Genomic DNA, 14,823 nt, shown 5'->3' on the forward strand with positions numbered 1-14,823 from the left:
ATAGGAAATGAGTCTTTTATACTCGCCGACGAGTTTTTTATACTCGTGAATGAGTCTTTTATACTCGCTGACGAGTCTTTGATACTCGCTGACGAGTCTTTGATACTCGCTGACGAGTCTTTGATACTCGCTGACGAGTCTTTGATACTCGTTGACGAGTCTTTGATACTCGTGAACGAGTCTTTTATACTCGCTGACGAGTCTTTGATACTCGTGAACGAGTCTTTTATACTCGCTGACGAGTCTTTGATACTCGTGAATGAGTCTTTGAACTCCGTTAATGAGTCTTTTATACTCGCTGACGAGTCTTTTATACTCGCTGACGAGTCTTTTATACTCGTGAATGAGTCTTTGAACTCCACTCCCCTGCTTCCCCTGCTCAAGAACTGCTCCCCCCACTCCCAATACGGTTCGATTAAGGTACACAGTACTTAATGATCCCCCTTAGTCCCTCTTAAAAAGCCTACGGTGTACACACAAGTCGAATTACCCCCCTTAATCCCGCCGATATATTGGGGGGAAACAAGAAAATCCAGTTCCCTCCCCTTTATAAGGGGAGGGTTAGGGTGGGGTAAAACCTTGGTCTAATCAGCTATTTCAGACTTGTCTGTACACCGTAGCTTTAAAAAGGGGAGTTGGGGGGATCTTCTGGACAACATATCACTAACCGAAACGTATTGCCTCCACTCCCGCATCTACCCACCCTCTACTATGTCCTTAGCCTCCTTCCTAGCGCGTCGTTCCTTTCACTATGGCTGGCTCGTCGCGGGTTTAACATTCCTAGCCTTGTTGGTGGCAGCCGGAATTCGCTCTGCTCCGGGAGTCTTTATAGTGCCTCTTGAACAGGAGTTCGGCTGGAGTAGAGCTACTATATCTTTGGCAATCTCCATTAACTTAGTACTCTACGGACTAATTGGGCCTTTTGCTGCGACAGTCATGGAGCGGATCGGCATTCGCCGGATGATGGTGTTTTCACTTGCTATCATTGCTCTCGGTGTCGGTTTAACCACTTTGATGTCAGCGTCTTGGCAGCTAGTCTTGCTGTGGGGTGTAGTTGTCGGTTGTGGTAGCGGAGTTATCGCCTTAGTTTTGGGTGCTATTGTTGTCAATCGCTGGTTTTTTGAAAAGCGGGGTCTGGTTCTTGGCATCCTAACTGCCAGTACAGCTACCGGGCAACTGGTGTTTCTGCCCATGCTGGCCTCAGTAACCGATCGCTTTGGGTGGCGAATTGCCGCTCTAGGTTTGACTGGTGCAGCACTTCTAATTATTCCAGCGATCGCAGTCTTTATGCGCGATCGTCCGGCGGATGTCGGTTTGCGACCCTTTGGCGACAACAGCGAAACGGTGGAAGTCTCACAGCCGAGAGTGAATTCCATCACCTCCACCCTCAATGCCCTGTGGCTGGGAATGCGTAATCGAGACTTCTGGCTGTTATTTGGTAGCTTTTTTATCTGCGGCGCTAGCACAAATGGGCTGATTGGCACTCATCTAATTCCCGCTTGTATTGACCACGGTATCCCTGAAGTCAAGGCTGCGGGTCTTTTAGCAATCATGGGACTATTTGATTTTTTCGGAACTACTATGTCAGGTTGGCTATCTGACCGTTGGAACAATCGCTACTTATTGTGCTGGTACTACGGACTGCGGGGTTTGTCTTTGATTTTCTTACCCTTCAGTTTCGACTTTTCCTTCTATGGACTTTCCATTTTCGCTGTCTTCTATGGACTTGATTGGATTGCCACTGTACCACCTACAGTCCGTCTTGTTGCCAATGTCTTCGGTAAAGAAAATGTCGGCGTCATGTTCGGTTGGATTGTCGCAGGACATCAGCTCGGTGCAGCCACAGCAGCATTCGGAGCCGGGGTATTGAGAACCTGGACGGGTAGTTATTTACAAGCGTTTATTTTATCAGGTGTTCTCTGTTTGATTGCCGCAGTTTGTGTACTGCAAATTGGTCAAAGTCCTAATAAAGGCAATTCACATCTCTCTCTTAATCGTTTATCCTAACAAGGAGAATTAAATTTATGGCAACAACAGCTTTAATTGTCGGTGCAGGTAGTGGACTGAGCGCTTCTTTAGCTCGCCTATTTGCCAAAGAAGGATTCACCGTTGCTTTAGCGGCTCGTCAAATTGAAAAACTCACTCAATTGAGCAGTGAAATTGGCGCAGTTAGTTTCGCTGCTGATGTCTCAAAGCCAGATGAAGTAGAACAGTTATTTATTGATGTTGATAATAAAGTCGGTTCCCCGAATATTGTCGTTTATAATCCCAGTTTTCGGGTGGTAGGGCCTCTTGTTGATTTAGACCCTGGTGAAGTGGCAAAAACCTTAGATGTAACTGCCTATGGTGGCTTTCTGGTGGCCCAAGCTGCTACCAAAAGGTTTTTGCAGCTTGGTGGCGGTGCTATATTTTTTACTGGAGCCTCAGCGAGTGTCAAAGGTTATCCTTTGTCTGCTCCCTTTGCAATGGGTAAATTTGCACTGCGCGGTTTGGCTCAGAGTATTGCTAGAGAATTAGCACCGAAAAATATCCATGTGGCACATTTCGTGATTGATGGTGGAATCCGCTCAACAGCCCGCCAAGATCCAGCAGATAATCCTGATAGTACCCTTGACCCGGATGCGATCGCTCAAACTTATCTCAGTATTCTTCGCCAACCCCGCAGTGCTTGGACATGGGAAATAGAACTACGTCCCTGGGTAGAGAACTTCTAGCCTAGACAATTGTTACAAAAATAGTTTTGCAGGTATGAGAATTGATTTTGGTGCAACTGCTACTGATTATGCAAAACACCGCGCTGGCTTTCCCAGTTCATTATTTAACAAACTGTCTGAATATGGTATAGGTTTACCAGGGCAAAATATTGTTGACCTTGGCACAGGAACAGGAACACTAGCGCGGGGCTTTGCAGATAGAGGTGCTTATGTAATTGGCATAGATCCATCAGCATCACTTTTAGAACAAGCGAGACAGTTAAGCGAATCAACCCAAATCAAAGTAGATTATCGAATCGCAACTGCCGAGAATACCGAGTTACCAGACTCAAGTGCGGATGTGGTAACAGCTGGACAGTGTTGGCATTGGTTTGATCGTTTGCGGGCTGTCCAGGAAATTATTCGCATATTGAGAAGAAATGGCTCGATTGCGATCGCTCATTTTGATTGGATACCCTTAAAAGGTAATGTAGTTGAAGCAACAGAACAACTAATTAAGGCTCATAATCCCGCGTGGAATCTAGACGGCGGTAATGGATTGTATCCCCTGTGGTTACAAGACATTGGCGAAGGAGGATTCCGAGAAATCCGCACATTTTCTTACGATGTATTTGTACCTTATACACACGAAGATTGGCGGGGGCGAATTCGGGCTAGTGCTGGTGTGGGAGCTAGCTTGACACAAGAATTGGTAGAGATATTTGACCAAGAATTGGCAACATTACTTGAAGCAAAATATCCTACACCAATTCTTCAGGTTCACCACAGAGTTTGGGCAGCGATCGCAAAATCACCGCAATATACAACATTTCATTAATTCGTAGCGAATTCTCTGCCCCCTTTCGCGTTTAAATTTCAACCCTCAATATAAGGAAAACTAACCATGATTGATCTTTATTATTGGCCAACTCCAAACGGTCATAAAATCACAATTCTCTTGGAAGAAGTCGGCTTAACATATACCATAAATCCGGTGAATATTGGGGCTGGGGAGCAATTTAAGCCGGAATTTCTGAAGATTTCTCCTAACAATCGGATGCCTGCGATCATTGACCACGAACCAGCCGATGGAAGTGCGCCAATTTCGGTATTTGAGTCTGGTGCAATCTTGCTATATTTGGCAGAAAAAACCGGGAAATTAATCCCCCAAGATTTACGCCAACGCACTCAAGTTTTAGAATGGTTGTTCTGGCAAATGGCAGGGTTGGGGCCAATGGCGGGACAAAATCATCACTTTAGCGCTTATGCTCCCGAAAAGATTGAATATGCCATTAACCGCTACGTGAATGAGACGGGACGCTTATATGCAGTGCTGAATAAGCAACTAGCAGATAAAGAATTTGTGGCTGGCGATTATTCTATCGCTGATATTGCTGCCTATCCCTGGATTGTGCCCCATGAGCGCCAAAGTCAAAACCTAGAGGATTTTCCTCATCTCAAGCGGTGGTTTGAGACAATTAAAGCCCGTCCAGCAACAATTCGCGCCTATGAGAAAGCAGAAGCATTGAAAACTGAAGCGCTTGATCCAGATAAGTCACGAGATATGTTATTTAACCAGTCGGCGAAGACTATTCAGCCTTGAGCCTTTTGAATTATCTTGTGAGTGTGGCGATCGCTAGGTCATCTCTAACCCCAGATCATCTGTCGCAACTATAAGCAAAGATTTCTCACTATCTTCCTTTCCTGAATTAGAAACAGAAAGGCTCTTTCTGCGTGAGACTACGTTGCAGGATGCTGAGGCCATCTTTGCTGTCTTCTGTGATCCAGGCGTGACTCAGTTTCATGATCTTGATACCTTCACTTCTATTAAAGAAGCGATGTCTACGACGGGCTACGCCTACATAGTCATTGAACATAGAGCCAAGCGGTTTGAGCGAGGAGATGGAATTCGCTGAGGAATTGCTCATAAGCAAGATAACGTTTTGATTGGTTCTTGTGGGTTCCACGTAAACCCACAAGAACACTCTGCTGAAGTCGCTCTTACTTCCTCAGCCCTTGCCCTTCTGCAAAAAGTCTATTCTAGAAGTGCGAAAACTCAAACTACAGGAGAACATAGCAGTGGGCAGGTTAGCAACAGAGACAGCAGGCAAAACACCTGTCTCATTAGGATTGTTGGGCGCTGCTGCCTTCATGGTGGTTGCTGATGCACGGGTGATTGACCCCCTGCTGCACATCATTGCTGACGAGTTCAAAGTCGGCGTTGGCAGTGCTGCGGTGATTATCTCGGCATACACCATTCCCTACGGACTATTTCAGTTAGTCTATGGGCCGCTCGGCGATCGCATCGGCAAACTTAAGGTAATTACAGTAGCGCTGGTAGCATTTGCTGCGGGTACTGCTGTTTGTGCCTTTGTGTCAAATATTGTCTTACTTACCTTACTGCGGGTTCTCACAGGGATGGCTGCTGCTGGGGTCATCCCCGTTACCCTAGCTTATATTGGTGACAACTTCCCTTATGAAGAACGCCAAGCTGCGATCGGCAAATATTTAAGTGCGCTAGTGTTAGGTCAAATTCTCGGTGGTAGTTTGGGCGGTATCTTTGGAGAATATATCAGCTGGCGTGATATCTTTCTCTTATTTGGCATCGTCTCCCTTGCGATTGCTGGACTTTTATGGCGGGGAACGCGCCATCTTAGCGATGGTCATCGTTCCGAAAGTGGCGTAAGTGGCATCACATTTCGACCTTATTACCAACTATTGACCCAACCGATCGCTCGGACTGTAATTATAGGAGTGTTTGTAGAAGGCTTTTGCCTGTTTGGGGCATTTGCTTATGTCGGCGCATTTCTGCGCGATCGCTATAGTCTAAGTTATGTAGTGATCGGGTTTATGCTCAGTGGTTTTGGATTGGGTGGACTGATTTACAGTCGCTCAGTTAAATGGTTAGTCAGGCGACTGGGTGAAATTGGTTTAATGGGGATGGGAGGAGGCTTGATGTGTATCAGCTTCTTAGCGATCGCATTGTTCCAGAACTGGATGCTTTTTATCCCTTTGAGTATTTTAATGGGATTGGGCTTTTATATGATGCACAACACCCTCCAGACCCAAGCCACTGAGCTTTCCCCGGAAGCACGAGGTACTGCTGTTTCGCTGTTCGCCTTCAACCTGTTTGTCGGGCAGGGAATCGGTGCAGCGGTATTTGGTAGAATTGTGGATAACTTCGGCTATATTTATTGTTTTCTTGTGTCTGGGGTTGTGATCGCTCTCCTCTCTGTCTGGCTAGTCAAGCAGAAGCAAAACAGCGATGAAAACTAAGGTATACACACAGCCTCTAGAGGAGAGCAAGGGATTAGAATGTATCGATGTCATCAAAAAAGCAACATCTCTTGAACAAAAAACCCGGTTGGTCTTTGGATGAGCGAGATCCAAAGTTCATAGAATTTCTGATGCCTCTGTTGGGCTTTTTATATCACTACTATTTCCGAGTTCAAACTAGTGGCTGGGATAATATTGCACCCCAAGAAAAAGTCCTATTTGTCGGTTCGCATAATGGGGGACTCGCAGCCCCCGATATGACAATGATGATGTACGACTGGTTTAGACGATTTGGTGTGGAACAACCCGTTTATGGTTTGATGCATCCCAACGCTTGGCAGGTTAGCCCGCCACTAGCGCAACTAGTTGCCAAGGCTGGAGCAATCATTGCTCATCCGAAAATGGCTTACGCTGCCTTGCACTCTGGAGCTAGTGTTTTAGTTTATCCTGGTGGAGCGCAAGATATCTTCCGACCGCATTATTTACGTAACAAAATCTGCTTTGCGGGGCGGCAAGGATTTATCAAGTTAGCGTTGCGGGAAAATGTGCCAATTGTGCCTGTGATTTCCTGGGGTGCTCACGATACGCTGATTATACTGACTGACTGGTACAAAATTGTGCAGCAACTCCACGAATGGGGGATGCCTTGGCTGTTTGGGATTGATCCGGAAGTTTTTCCGATCTATCTCGGACTGCCTTGGGGATTAGCAATTGGCCCGTTGCCCAACATTCCATTACCTGTGCCCATGTACACGCGGGTTTGTCCGCCAATTGTATTTGAACGCTACGGCTCTAAAGCAGCCAGCGATCGCCACTATGTCAATGAATGTTATGAATTAGTTGTTAGTCAGATGCAGCAAGAGTTAGATAATTTAGTGAAGTCAACTGTTAAGTCCTAAAGGTATTAAGTAGAATTGGCACGGACAACTTTTAACTAACTTGATTTCAGATGAGTAAGGACAGCATGAGAATTATCCTGCCAATGGTGACCAGCGCAAAAATTATTTACTGCGTTTTTCAATTAATTGAACTACACCACTCCCCATCCTAAAAGTGATCCATAAACAATACCTTTGCCAAAGATAGAGGCTGAAGTCATTGAAAATGCTCAGTTTTACCATGTAACTTTAGAGGATGTCTGAAAAGTTAAAAATATCATCCTGAATGAAACGATAGCCAAGTGTTGCATCTCATAAACTCACGGGAAATTGCTCCACTTCGTTACGCTCAGAGTTAAAAATTATACCTTTCGTACACTTTTCAAACATCCTCTTATAGTACTATTGACTTGAACGTATTTAATTGTATAAAATCCAATAAAAAATAAACGTTCATTCTTGATATAGTAATCCTAAATCATTTATGAGAAAGTAAAAGACTGAAAAGTCTATAAATGCGTAATTTTCATCTCCGTATTTTCTCACGATTCAATTTGGATTGCTATAATCTAAGTGAAAGGTTTATTGATTAATTTAATTTCTATATAATTATGCTAAAAGTAAATAATTATAATTCCACGCAAAAAAACCAAATATTGTTAGTATTTGCCATAATTTTGTCGTTAATATTATGTGGAGAATTAGCAATTAGAGCTTATTCTTTTGATGTTGAAGCTTTAACTAATCACACAGGTAAATATTTATCTGATTTTTCTAGCCGTTTTGATAAAGTAAGAACAGGTATAGAATACCTTGGTTTAAATATTATATATATTGTTTGGTTAATCATAAATAAAAACAAAAAAAGAGATATAACTTTTATAAAAATACTAAGAAATAGTTCATTCTTTTTATTAATTGCCTTCATAAGTTATCCAATAACTACTGATATTAATTTATATGTGCATTATGGTTTGATGGACTTAAATGGAATTAACCCTTTTATTAATCCTGCAAGCACATTTACCTCAAAGATGTCTTCATTTCTTGTCTGGAAACAGACTTCAACTTATGGGCCTATATCTCAAATATTTTTTATTGTTTCCGCTGCTTTCGTTGCAATTGCTCCTAGTTTGGGAATTTATGTATTTAAATTAATATGTCTTTTATTCCATATATTAAATACTTACTTAATTTGGCGGCAATTAAAAAACTATCCTCAGAAAAACAATGTAACAATTGCATATTTAGTTAGCCCAATTTTGCTGTTTGAGCAGGTTACAAATGCACATATTGATGTCTTAATTTCTACAATTTTAATTACTTTAATAATCTGCCTAAAAAACCATAATTATATAGCTGCGACTGTTACAGTTTGGATTGGTTTTTTAATTAAAACATTACCAATTATTTGGTTGCCTCTAATTTTTGTTTATTTGATTAAGCAACAACGGTGGAAAAGCTTATTCAGTGCTATTTGTATCTCTGTAGTTATAATTTTTGCAGTTTATATTATAGCTTTACCTACAGTTGAGGCTTGGGAAAGTCTTTTAAATCCTGGGGTTGGAAACAAAGTAAATGGTTCCTTATATGCTTTGCTTACACAAGTACTACATTTTAAAATTCTAAACTTTTCTCCAAGTTTTCAACAGACTATATTCTCGATATTTAAACCTATAATATTATTTCCATTTCTAGTTTGTTATTTGGTTGTTCTGCTAAAACCATATTTTAAAAAAAATTATTCCGAAACTAATCTTAGTATAAATATTGGATGGATTACCTTAATATTATTTCTGTTTGCTGCTCCTTGGTATTGTTCTTGGTATTCTTCTGTGTTGCTGGCAGTCGTAGCTTTAAACATACATTCAAAAAGATTTGTGATTACTAGTATAGTATTTAGTACTACAAGTACTGTTGCTTACTATCTAATACAAGGTTTTCCACCTTTCAATGTTGTAACGGTTATCCCAACTTTAGCATTAATTCTATTTTGGTTTAGGCGTGATATCCAAGCTCAAAAAAGAATGGTGGCAAACTGAATCAAAAAATTAAGTCCTAAGCAAGTGAGGAGTTATGAGTGATCAGTTATAAGTTTTGAATCTCTAACTCATCACTATTTTGCTAGCCACCGCTTACTGGTGGAATCAGCACAACTTCATCCCCATCTAGTAGTAAGGTATCTGGTTCGACAAATATTAAATTAATCCCAAAGCGGGTGATGTCACGCCATTGGGAGAGTTCGGGATGTTCAGCTATGAGGCGATCGCATACTGCTTTGACTGGCATACTATTGGGAAATTCTAGTATAAGTTCCGAAACCCTAAAGGCTTCTTGATAAGCAGCAAACAATTTGACGGTAACGGTGATTGCAGATTTAGACATACAATATGCTTTGGCAGTACCAGCAAGTAGTTTAATACTTGACAAGCACCCTGAACTATTGAGCTTTATTATACATTACTAAGTAGATGATTTTACAAGTTCATAGCGAAAAATGTGGATATGCGTTCTTCTCTAACGAGACGCTGCGCGTTCGCATAGCGTTCCGAAGGAAAGGCGGTTCGATAAATTAAGCTTTTTGGCAATTTTTGCGTAAGTCCTAATGTTCTGTCACACCTTTTAGTGTTTGCAAATGTTTTCAGTGTAAGCAAAACTCCATATTCATATATTGCTTCAATAAGTAGGTAGGCACGAAAAAACTAAACTATGTAAATATAAATAAGTCCAATGCATTTACCGAGATGACTTAAATACAACCGCTCATTTAGGTATATTCCTAACTTGTGAGCAAGACCGAACTTTGTGTTTTACTTTAAAACAGCAGACACCGGAAGTTAAAGACCAAGCAGCAATAATCAGGCTAAACGCAAGTACTAGTATTAATTAGCATATATAAATTTTATCAGCAAGTAGATGCATCACTAACGGAACGTCTAAACCGTTGCTTTGATCAACCGCGAGTATATTGGTAAGTATGTGGTGTGTGTCTCAAATATTAATGTGGATATAGACACTGCACAATAACTTGCATTTTAGGAAATACTGATGGATCGTTCAAAATTAGTTGCCATTATTACAGGTGTGATTTCGATCACTTTAGCGATCGCCTACCTGATATTAGTCCAACTGCTGGACTACCGGGACATGAAACCCGCCCCCATTAGTCAAGTTGACTCAACGCCTGCGATCGCTATCTCTCACTGGCAGGTTGACAAAATTACACAAATATAGATCACATTTAGTCAATTTGTAGAGACGCAATCAATTGCGTCTCTCGTCATTTATATCAATTGATAAAACTAATGATCACTATTGATTCATCCCTCATTCAATGCATAGATAAAAATTAATAGCTATTATTTGTTCCTTGAATAGTTCATTGTATAAGAAATAATTAAAGTACTCATATTAAATTTATTTAGTAAAATAATTTATTTTTGCTTGATATAAAGGTAAGCTGTTTTTAACAAAATTAAGCAAAGATAAATTTCTCTTATCTGCAATCGCTGGGTTTACAGGGATCAACGCGAGTTGATTCAGAACCCGAAATCTTTAATGAAAATCTAGAGGTAAGTTGATGGCTCAGTTTCTACTTGAGACTGTCTGGCTAGTTCCGTGCTATGCCTTAATCGGTGGCTTGTTAGCCGTGCCTTGGTCGCCAGGGATCATTCGGAAAACAGGGCCAAGACCGGCGGGTTATGTAAACTTGGTGATGACATTTTTGGCATTTGTACATAGTGCGATCGCCTTACAAGCAACTTGGAATCAGCCAGCCCAAGAAGTGTTTATTCCTTGGTTATCTACGGCTGGTTTAGATTTGACAATTGCTTTGGAAATATCCTCGGTGAGTGTCGGCGCTTTAGTTGTGATTACTGGCTTGAATTTGCTGGCGCAAATTTATGCCATCGGCTACATGGAAATGGATTGGGGTTGGGGACGCTTCTATTCTTTGTTGGGATTATTTGAAGCGGGATTGTGTGCCCTTGCTTTGTGTAATAACTTGTTCTTCAGCTATGTAATTTTGGAAGTCCTGACGCTGGGAACCTACCTACTAGTTGGCTTATGGTTTAGTCAGCCGTTGGTAGTTTCGGGTGCAAGAGATGCTTTCTTAACCAAGCGGGTGGGAGACTTATTCTTGCTGATGGGCGTGTTGGCATTATGGCCTTTAGCTGGAACTTGGAATTATACAGAATTAGCTGAATGGGCGGCTACTGCTAACGTCAACCCGACAATTATGGCACTGGTAAGTTTAGCTTTAATTGCTGGGCCGATGGGTAAATGTGCCCAATTTCCCTTGCATCTCTGGTTGGATGAAGCGATGGAAGGCCCTGTTCCCAGTACGATTTTGCGGAACTCGGTAGTAGTAGCTAGTGGTGCATGGGTGCTGATTAAATTGCAACCTGTGTTAACCATCTCGCCCATAGCTTCCTCAGCGATGGTTGCGATTGGTACGGTGACAGCCGTGGGTGCTTCTTTAATAGCGATCGCTCAAATCGATCTTAAACGCTGCCAATCTTATTCTGTCAGCGCATACATGGGCTTAGTATTCATCGCTGTGGGAGTCCAACAAGACGAAGCAGCACTATTATTAGTCCTTACCCATGCCATATCCGCAGCACTATTGGTAATGAGTACCGGCGGAATTATCTGGAATAGCATCACCCAAGACGTAACCCAACTTGGTGGACTGTGGAAACGCCGCCCAATTTCCGGAATCGCCTTTATCGTTGGAAGTTTGGGGTTAATTGGTTTTCCACCCCTGGGTAGCTTTTCGGCGATGCTGGAATTAGCAGATGCGTTACAAAAAACCCAACCTTGGTTAGTGGGAGTATTGATAGCGGTAAATGCTTTGACAGCCGTCAGTTTAACGAGAGAATTCGCTTTAATTTTTGGTGGTAAACCGACACAAATGAGTCAGCGATCGCCTGAAGCCCACTGGCCTATGATTCTGCCAACAATGATTTTACTTGGTGTCAGTCTACATCTTTCTTTAGTGTTGCAAAGCTTATCACTTTTACCAGATTGGACAAACCTCAATAAAGATGTTGCACTACTTTTAATGTGGTCGAGTATTTTTGGTTGCATCATCACAGGTGTGATTTATTTGAGCAATATTCCAAAACCGATTCGTTTGCCTTGGAAAGGTTTGCAAGACTTAATAGCATACGATTTTTACACCCCCAAACTCTATCGAATTACGATAATTTTTGGAGTTGCTAAAATTTCCCAACTTGCCGATATGATTGACCGCTTTGTAGTCGATGGTATTGTTAATTTCGTTGGTTTATTTTCCCTATTAGGTGGCGAAGGTCTTAAATACAGCACCTCTGGACAAACCCAGTCTTATGCATTCACTGTTCTTCTAGGAGTAAGTCTATTAGGAATGTGGGTAACTTGGCCATTTTGGGGAGTACAGTTTTTAAATTTTGTTTTTCAAATCTCGACACTTAGGTAGCAGTAACTATCCGAGAAAAAGTTAACAGTTTAATATTGTGAGGATAATTACATGAGCAGACAACATCCGCAGATAAATCTTTCTAGAAGAAGTTTATTCAGGTTTGGTGCAGGTGCGATCGGTACAGGTGTATTGACAGCTGGACTTAGTTCAAACTTACTTGCAGCCGAAAAAAAACCAGTAGAAGATATTACGCCTGATAAAGCACTGCAAGAGTTATTAGATGGCAATGAAAGATTTGCCAAAAGAAAACGTCGTAATCCTGACCAAAGCTATTCACGTTTAGTCGAAGTTGCTAAAGGTCAAAAGCCTTTCGCTTCTATTCTCGGTTGTGCAGATTCACGAGTACCTTCAGAGATTGTTTTTGACCAAGGACTTGGAGATTTATTTGTTTGCCGAATAGCTGGTAATATTGCCACAACACAGCAAATTGGTAGCTTAGAATTTGGCAGTTTAGTATTAGGCACCAAAGTCATCATGGTAGTAGGGCATGAAAGATGTGGTGCAGTACAAGCGGCGATTAAAGGTGCTCCAGTACCTGGAAATATTGGAAGTTTGCTTGAAGCAATTAAACCAAGTGTAGAAAGTTCAAAAGGTAAATCAGGAGATATGGTAGAAAATGTTTGTAAAGCAAATATTTTGGCGCAAATTAAAAGATTGCAATCATCGTCAGTTTTATCAGAGTTAATTAAAGCAGAAAAGCTGAAAATAGTCGGTGGTTATTACGATTTAGATACTGGAGAAATTAGTATGGTAAGTTAGCTTTTTTGTCCTTTGTCATTAGTCATTAGTCATTAGTCATTGGCTAAGAGTTAAGTCATAAAGGACAAAAGACAAAGCGCGAAGACGTAAGTTTGGTTGAGGAACCAAACCCAATATTATCGAGACTTTGTTGGGTTAGGCTATCGCTAAACCCAACCTACTATTTTCTTAATCCAAGCGTATTGAGTCATAAAGGACAAAGGACAAAGGACAAATATAATGTTAAGTGTTTTGATTTGGCTTCCAATTTTCGTTGCTATTTTCATAGCAGTCTTACCTGTAAGTATCCCTAAACATCGCATTCGTTTAATAGCATTAATTTTTTCAGGGATAGTTTTTTTCTGGAACCTATTTATCCTGTTAAAATTTGATATCAGCAATCCTGGAATGCAATTTCAAGAGTATTTACCCTGGAATGAAACCCTTGGTTTAAGCTATCAATTAGGTGTTGACGGGCTTTCTATCTTGATGTTGGTGTTAAATAGCCTGCTCACCTGGATTGCTATTTACAGCAGTAGTCAAGAAACTGAACGCCCCCGGCTGTTTTACTCAATGATTTTATTAGTGAGTGGAGGAGTCGCAGGTGCTTTTCTAGCGGAGAATCTGCTACTATTTTTCCTATTCTACGAACTAGAATTAATCCCCTTCTACTTACTAATTTCCATTTGGGGAGGAGCAAAACGGGGTTATGCTGGGATTAAATTCCTGATTTATACTGCGGTTTCGGGAGCATTAATTCTAGCGACATTCTTGGGTATGGTGTGGCTGAGTGGTTCTACCAATTTTGCTTTTGATGCAGTCTCTACAGAAAACCTGTCAACAACAAAGCAAATCCTTTTACTAGCAGGAATAGTCTTAGGTTTTGGGATTAAAATTCCCTTAGTTCCCTTCCATACTTGGCTACCTGATGCTTACGTTGAGGCTTCAGCACCAATTGCTATTCTTCTCGGTGGGGTGTTGGCAAAGCTAGGAACTTATGGATTGCTACGATTTGGGTTGGGTATGTTTCCCCATGCTTGGAGCATTATTGCACCAACTTTGGCAATTTGGGGAGCACTCAGCGCTATCTATGGGGCAGTAATTGCGATCGCTCAAAAAGATATCAAGCGCATGGTAGCATACAGTTCCGTTGGCCACATGGGCTATATCTTGCTGGCTGGCGCCGCCAGTACTCCCTTAGCACTCGTGGGTGCAGTCGCCCAAATGTTTAGCCACGGCATTATTTTGGCTATTCTCTTCCATTTGGTAGGAATCGTGGAAGCCAAAGTCGGTACACGTGAGTTAGATAAACTCAATGGTTTAATGAGTCCCATACGCGGTTTACCTCTAATTAGCGCCTTACTAGTTTTAAGTGGAATGGCTAGCGCAGGTATTCCCGGTTTAACTGGATTCATCGCCGAATTTATCGTTTTTCAAGGCAGCTTTTCTGTCTTTCCCCTCCCGACGATTTTGTGTGTAGTCGCTAGTGGATTAACCGCAGTTTATTTTGTTATCCTCCTCAACCGCACTTGTTTTGGCAGACTCGATAACTTCGCCTACTATCCCAAAGTTCTTTGGTCTGAGAAAATCCCAGCTTTAATTTTGGCAGCTTTCATCATCTTTTTGGGAGTACAACCTACTTGGTTAGTACGTTGGAGTGAATCCACAACTACAACAATGGTGGCTGCAATTCCCTCCTTGGAAAAAACTGTTATCTCTGAAGTGGTAAATAATTAAGAGTTTTTAAACGCAGAGGAACGCAAAGTTTAACGCAAAG

General features: G+C 41.6%; 14 protein-coding genes. 13 read left to right on the top strand and 1 reads right to left on the bottom strand.

Annotated elements, in window-relative coordinates:
* Positions 1 to 45 precede the first annotated feature (45 nt).
* From V7K35_RS24735 to V7K35_RS24775, 9 genes are all read left to right on the top strand, one after another.
* Positions 46 to 435 carry a hypothetical protein gene (locus tag V7K35_RS24735; protein WP_335082527.1) on the top strand — a complete coding sequence of 130 codons (390 nt, stop codon included), beginning with the start codon at positions 46 to 48 and terminating at the stop codon, positions 433 to 435.
* Positions 436 to 711: 276 nt separating this feature from the next.
* Positions 712 to 2,007 carry an MFS transporter gene (locus V7K35_RS24740; RefSeq protein WP_335082529.1) on the top strand — a complete coding sequence of 432 codons (1,296 nt, stop codon included), beginning with the start codon at positions 712 to 714 and terminating at the stop codon, positions 2,005 to 2,007.
* A 17-nt stretch (positions 2,008 to 2,024) separates the two neighbouring features.
* Complete coding sequence (locus V7K35_RS24745) at positions 2,025 to 2,714, top strand: SDR family NAD(P)-dependent oxidoreductase (RefSeq protein WP_335082531.1); 690 nt, start codon at positions 2,025 to 2,027, stop codon at positions 2,712 to 2,714.
* Between the two features lie 34 nt (positions 2,715 to 2,748).
* Positions 2,749 to 3,531 carry a class I SAM-dependent methyltransferase gene (locus V7K35_RS24750; protein WP_335082533.1) on the top strand — a complete coding sequence of 261 codons (783 nt, stop codon included), beginning with the start codon at positions 2,749 to 2,751 and terminating at the stop codon, positions 3,529 to 3,531.
* Between the two features lie 66 nt (positions 3,532 to 3,597).
* A complete protein-coding gene (locus V7K35_RS24755; RefSeq protein WP_335082535.1) occupies positions 3,598 to 4,296 on the top strand; it encodes a glutathione binding-like protein in 699 nt (232 codons plus the stop codon).
* Positions 4,297 to 4,438: 142 nt separating this feature from the next.
* Positions 4,439 to 4,609, top strand: a complete 171-nt coding sequence (locus tag V7K35_RS24760; RefSeq protein WP_335082537.1) for a hypothetical protein — start codon at positions 4,439 to 4,441, stop codon at positions 4,607 to 4,609.
* 163 nt (positions 4,610 to 4,772) lie between these two features.
* Positions 4,773 to 5,969, top strand: a complete 1,197-nt coding sequence (locus tag V7K35_RS24765; protein WP_335082539.1) for an MFS transporter — start codon at positions 4,773 to 4,775, stop codon at positions 5,967 to 5,969.
* A gap of 47 nt (positions 5,970 to 6,016) precedes the next feature.
* Positions 6,017 to 6,868, top strand: a complete 852-nt coding sequence (locus tag V7K35_RS24770) for a lysophospholipid acyltransferase family protein (RefSeq protein WP_335082541.1) — start codon at positions 6,017 to 6,019, stop codon at positions 6,866 to 6,868.
* 590 nt (positions 6,869 to 7,458) lie between these two features.
* Complete coding sequence (locus V7K35_RS24775) at positions 7,459 to 8,889, top strand: hypothetical protein (RefSeq protein WP_335082543.1); 1,431 nt, start codon at positions 7,459 to 7,461, stop codon at positions 8,887 to 8,889.
* Between the two features lie 82 nt (positions 8,890 to 8,971).
* On the opposite strand, the gene V7K35_RS24780 is transcribed toward V7K35_RS24775, so the two are convergent.
* Positions 8,972 to 9,232, bottom strand: a complete 261-nt coding sequence (locus tag V7K35_RS24780) for a MoaD/ThiS family protein (RefSeq protein ID WP_335082545.1) — start codon at positions 9,230 to 9,232, stop codon at positions 8,972 to 8,974.
* A 663-nt stretch (positions 9,233 to 9,895) separates the two neighbouring features.
* Here V7K35_RS24780 and V7K35_RS24785 point away from each other — a divergent pair.
* The 4 genes from V7K35_RS24785 to V7K35_RS24800 all read left to right on the top strand — a co-directional run bounded on the left by V7K35_RS24785 (position 9,896) and on the right by V7K35_RS24800 (position 14,783).
* Positions 9,896 to 10,081 (top strand): hypothetical protein, encoded by a 186-nt coding sequence (locus V7K35_RS24785; RefSeq protein ID WP_335082547.1) that lies wholly within the window; start codon positions 9,896 to 9,898, stop codon positions 10,079 to 10,081.
* 346 nt (positions 10,082 to 10,427) lie between these two features.
* Positions 10,428 to 12,305 carry an NAD(P)H-quinone oxidoreductase subunit F gene (locus tag V7K35_RS24790; RefSeq protein ID WP_335082549.1) on the top strand — a complete coding sequence of 626 codons (1,878 nt, stop codon included), beginning with the start codon at positions 10,428 to 10,430 and terminating at the stop codon, positions 12,303 to 12,305.
* Between the two features lie 51 nt (positions 12,306 to 12,356).
* Positions 12,357 to 13,067, top strand: a complete 711-nt coding sequence (locus V7K35_RS24795; protein WP_335082551.1) for a carbonic anhydrase — start codon at positions 12,357 to 12,359, stop codon at positions 13,065 to 13,067.
* 219 nt (positions 13,068 to 13,286) lie between these two features.
* On the top strand, positions 13,287 to 14,783 hold the full coding sequence (locus tag V7K35_RS24800) for an NADH-quinone oxidoreductase subunit M (RefSeq protein ID WP_335082553.1): 1,497 nt from the start codon (positions 13,287 to 13,289) through the stop codon (positions 14,781 to 14,783).
* Positions 14,784 to 14,823: the final 40 nt, after the last annotated feature.

The sequence above is a fragment of the Nostoc sp. genome, from assembly GCF_036917275.1.
Taxonomy (GTDB): Bacteria; Cyanobacteriota; Cyanobacteriia; order Cyanobacteriales; family Nostocaceae; genus Nostoc.

Excerpts from the sequence above, each read along its gene's own strand:
- V7K35_RS24800 (WP_335082553.1), top strand. The coding sequence starts at position 13,287 with ATGTTAAGTGTTTTGATTTGGCTTCCAATTTTCGTTGCTATTTTCATA.
- V7K35_RS24750 (WP_335082533.1), top strand. The coding sequence starts at position 2,749 with ATGAGAATTGATTTTGGTGCAACTGCTACTGATTATGCAAAACACCGC.
- V7K35_RS24775 (WP_335082543.1), top strand. The coding sequence starts at position 7,459 with ATGCTAAAAGTAAATAATTATAATTCCACGCAAAAAAACCAAATATTG.
- V7K35_RS24785 (WP_335082547.1), top strand. The coding sequence starts at position 9,896 with ATGGATCGTTCAAAATTAGTTGCCATTATTACAGGTGTGATTTCGATC.
- V7K35_RS24780 (WP_335082545.1), bottom strand. The coding sequence starts at position 9,232 with ATGTCTAAATCTGCAATCACCGTTACCGTCAAATTGTTTGCTGCTTAT.
- V7K35_RS24795 (WP_335082551.1), top strand. The coding sequence starts at position 12,357 with ATGAGCAGACAACATCCGCAGATAAATCTTTCTAGAAGAAGTTTATTC.
- V7K35_RS24790 (WP_335082549.1), top strand. The coding sequence starts at position 10,428 with ATGGCTCAGTTTCTACTTGAGACTGTCTGGCTAGTTCCGTGCTATGCC.
- V7K35_RS24745 (WP_335082531.1), top strand. The coding sequence starts at position 2,025 with ATGGCAACAACAGCTTTAATTGTCGGTGCAGGTAGTGGACTGAGCGCT.
- V7K35_RS24755 (WP_335082535.1), top strand. The coding sequence starts at position 3,598 with ATGATTGATCTTTATTATTGGCCAACTCCAAACGGTCATAAAATCACA.
- V7K35_RS24770 (WP_335082541.1), top strand. The coding sequence starts at position 6,017 with ATGTCATCAAAAAAGCAACATCTCTTGAACAAAAAACCCGGTTGGTCT.
- V7K35_RS24740 (WP_335082529.1), top strand. The coding sequence starts at position 712 with ATGTCCTTAGCCTCCTTCCTAGCGCGTCGTTCCTTTCACTATGGCTGG.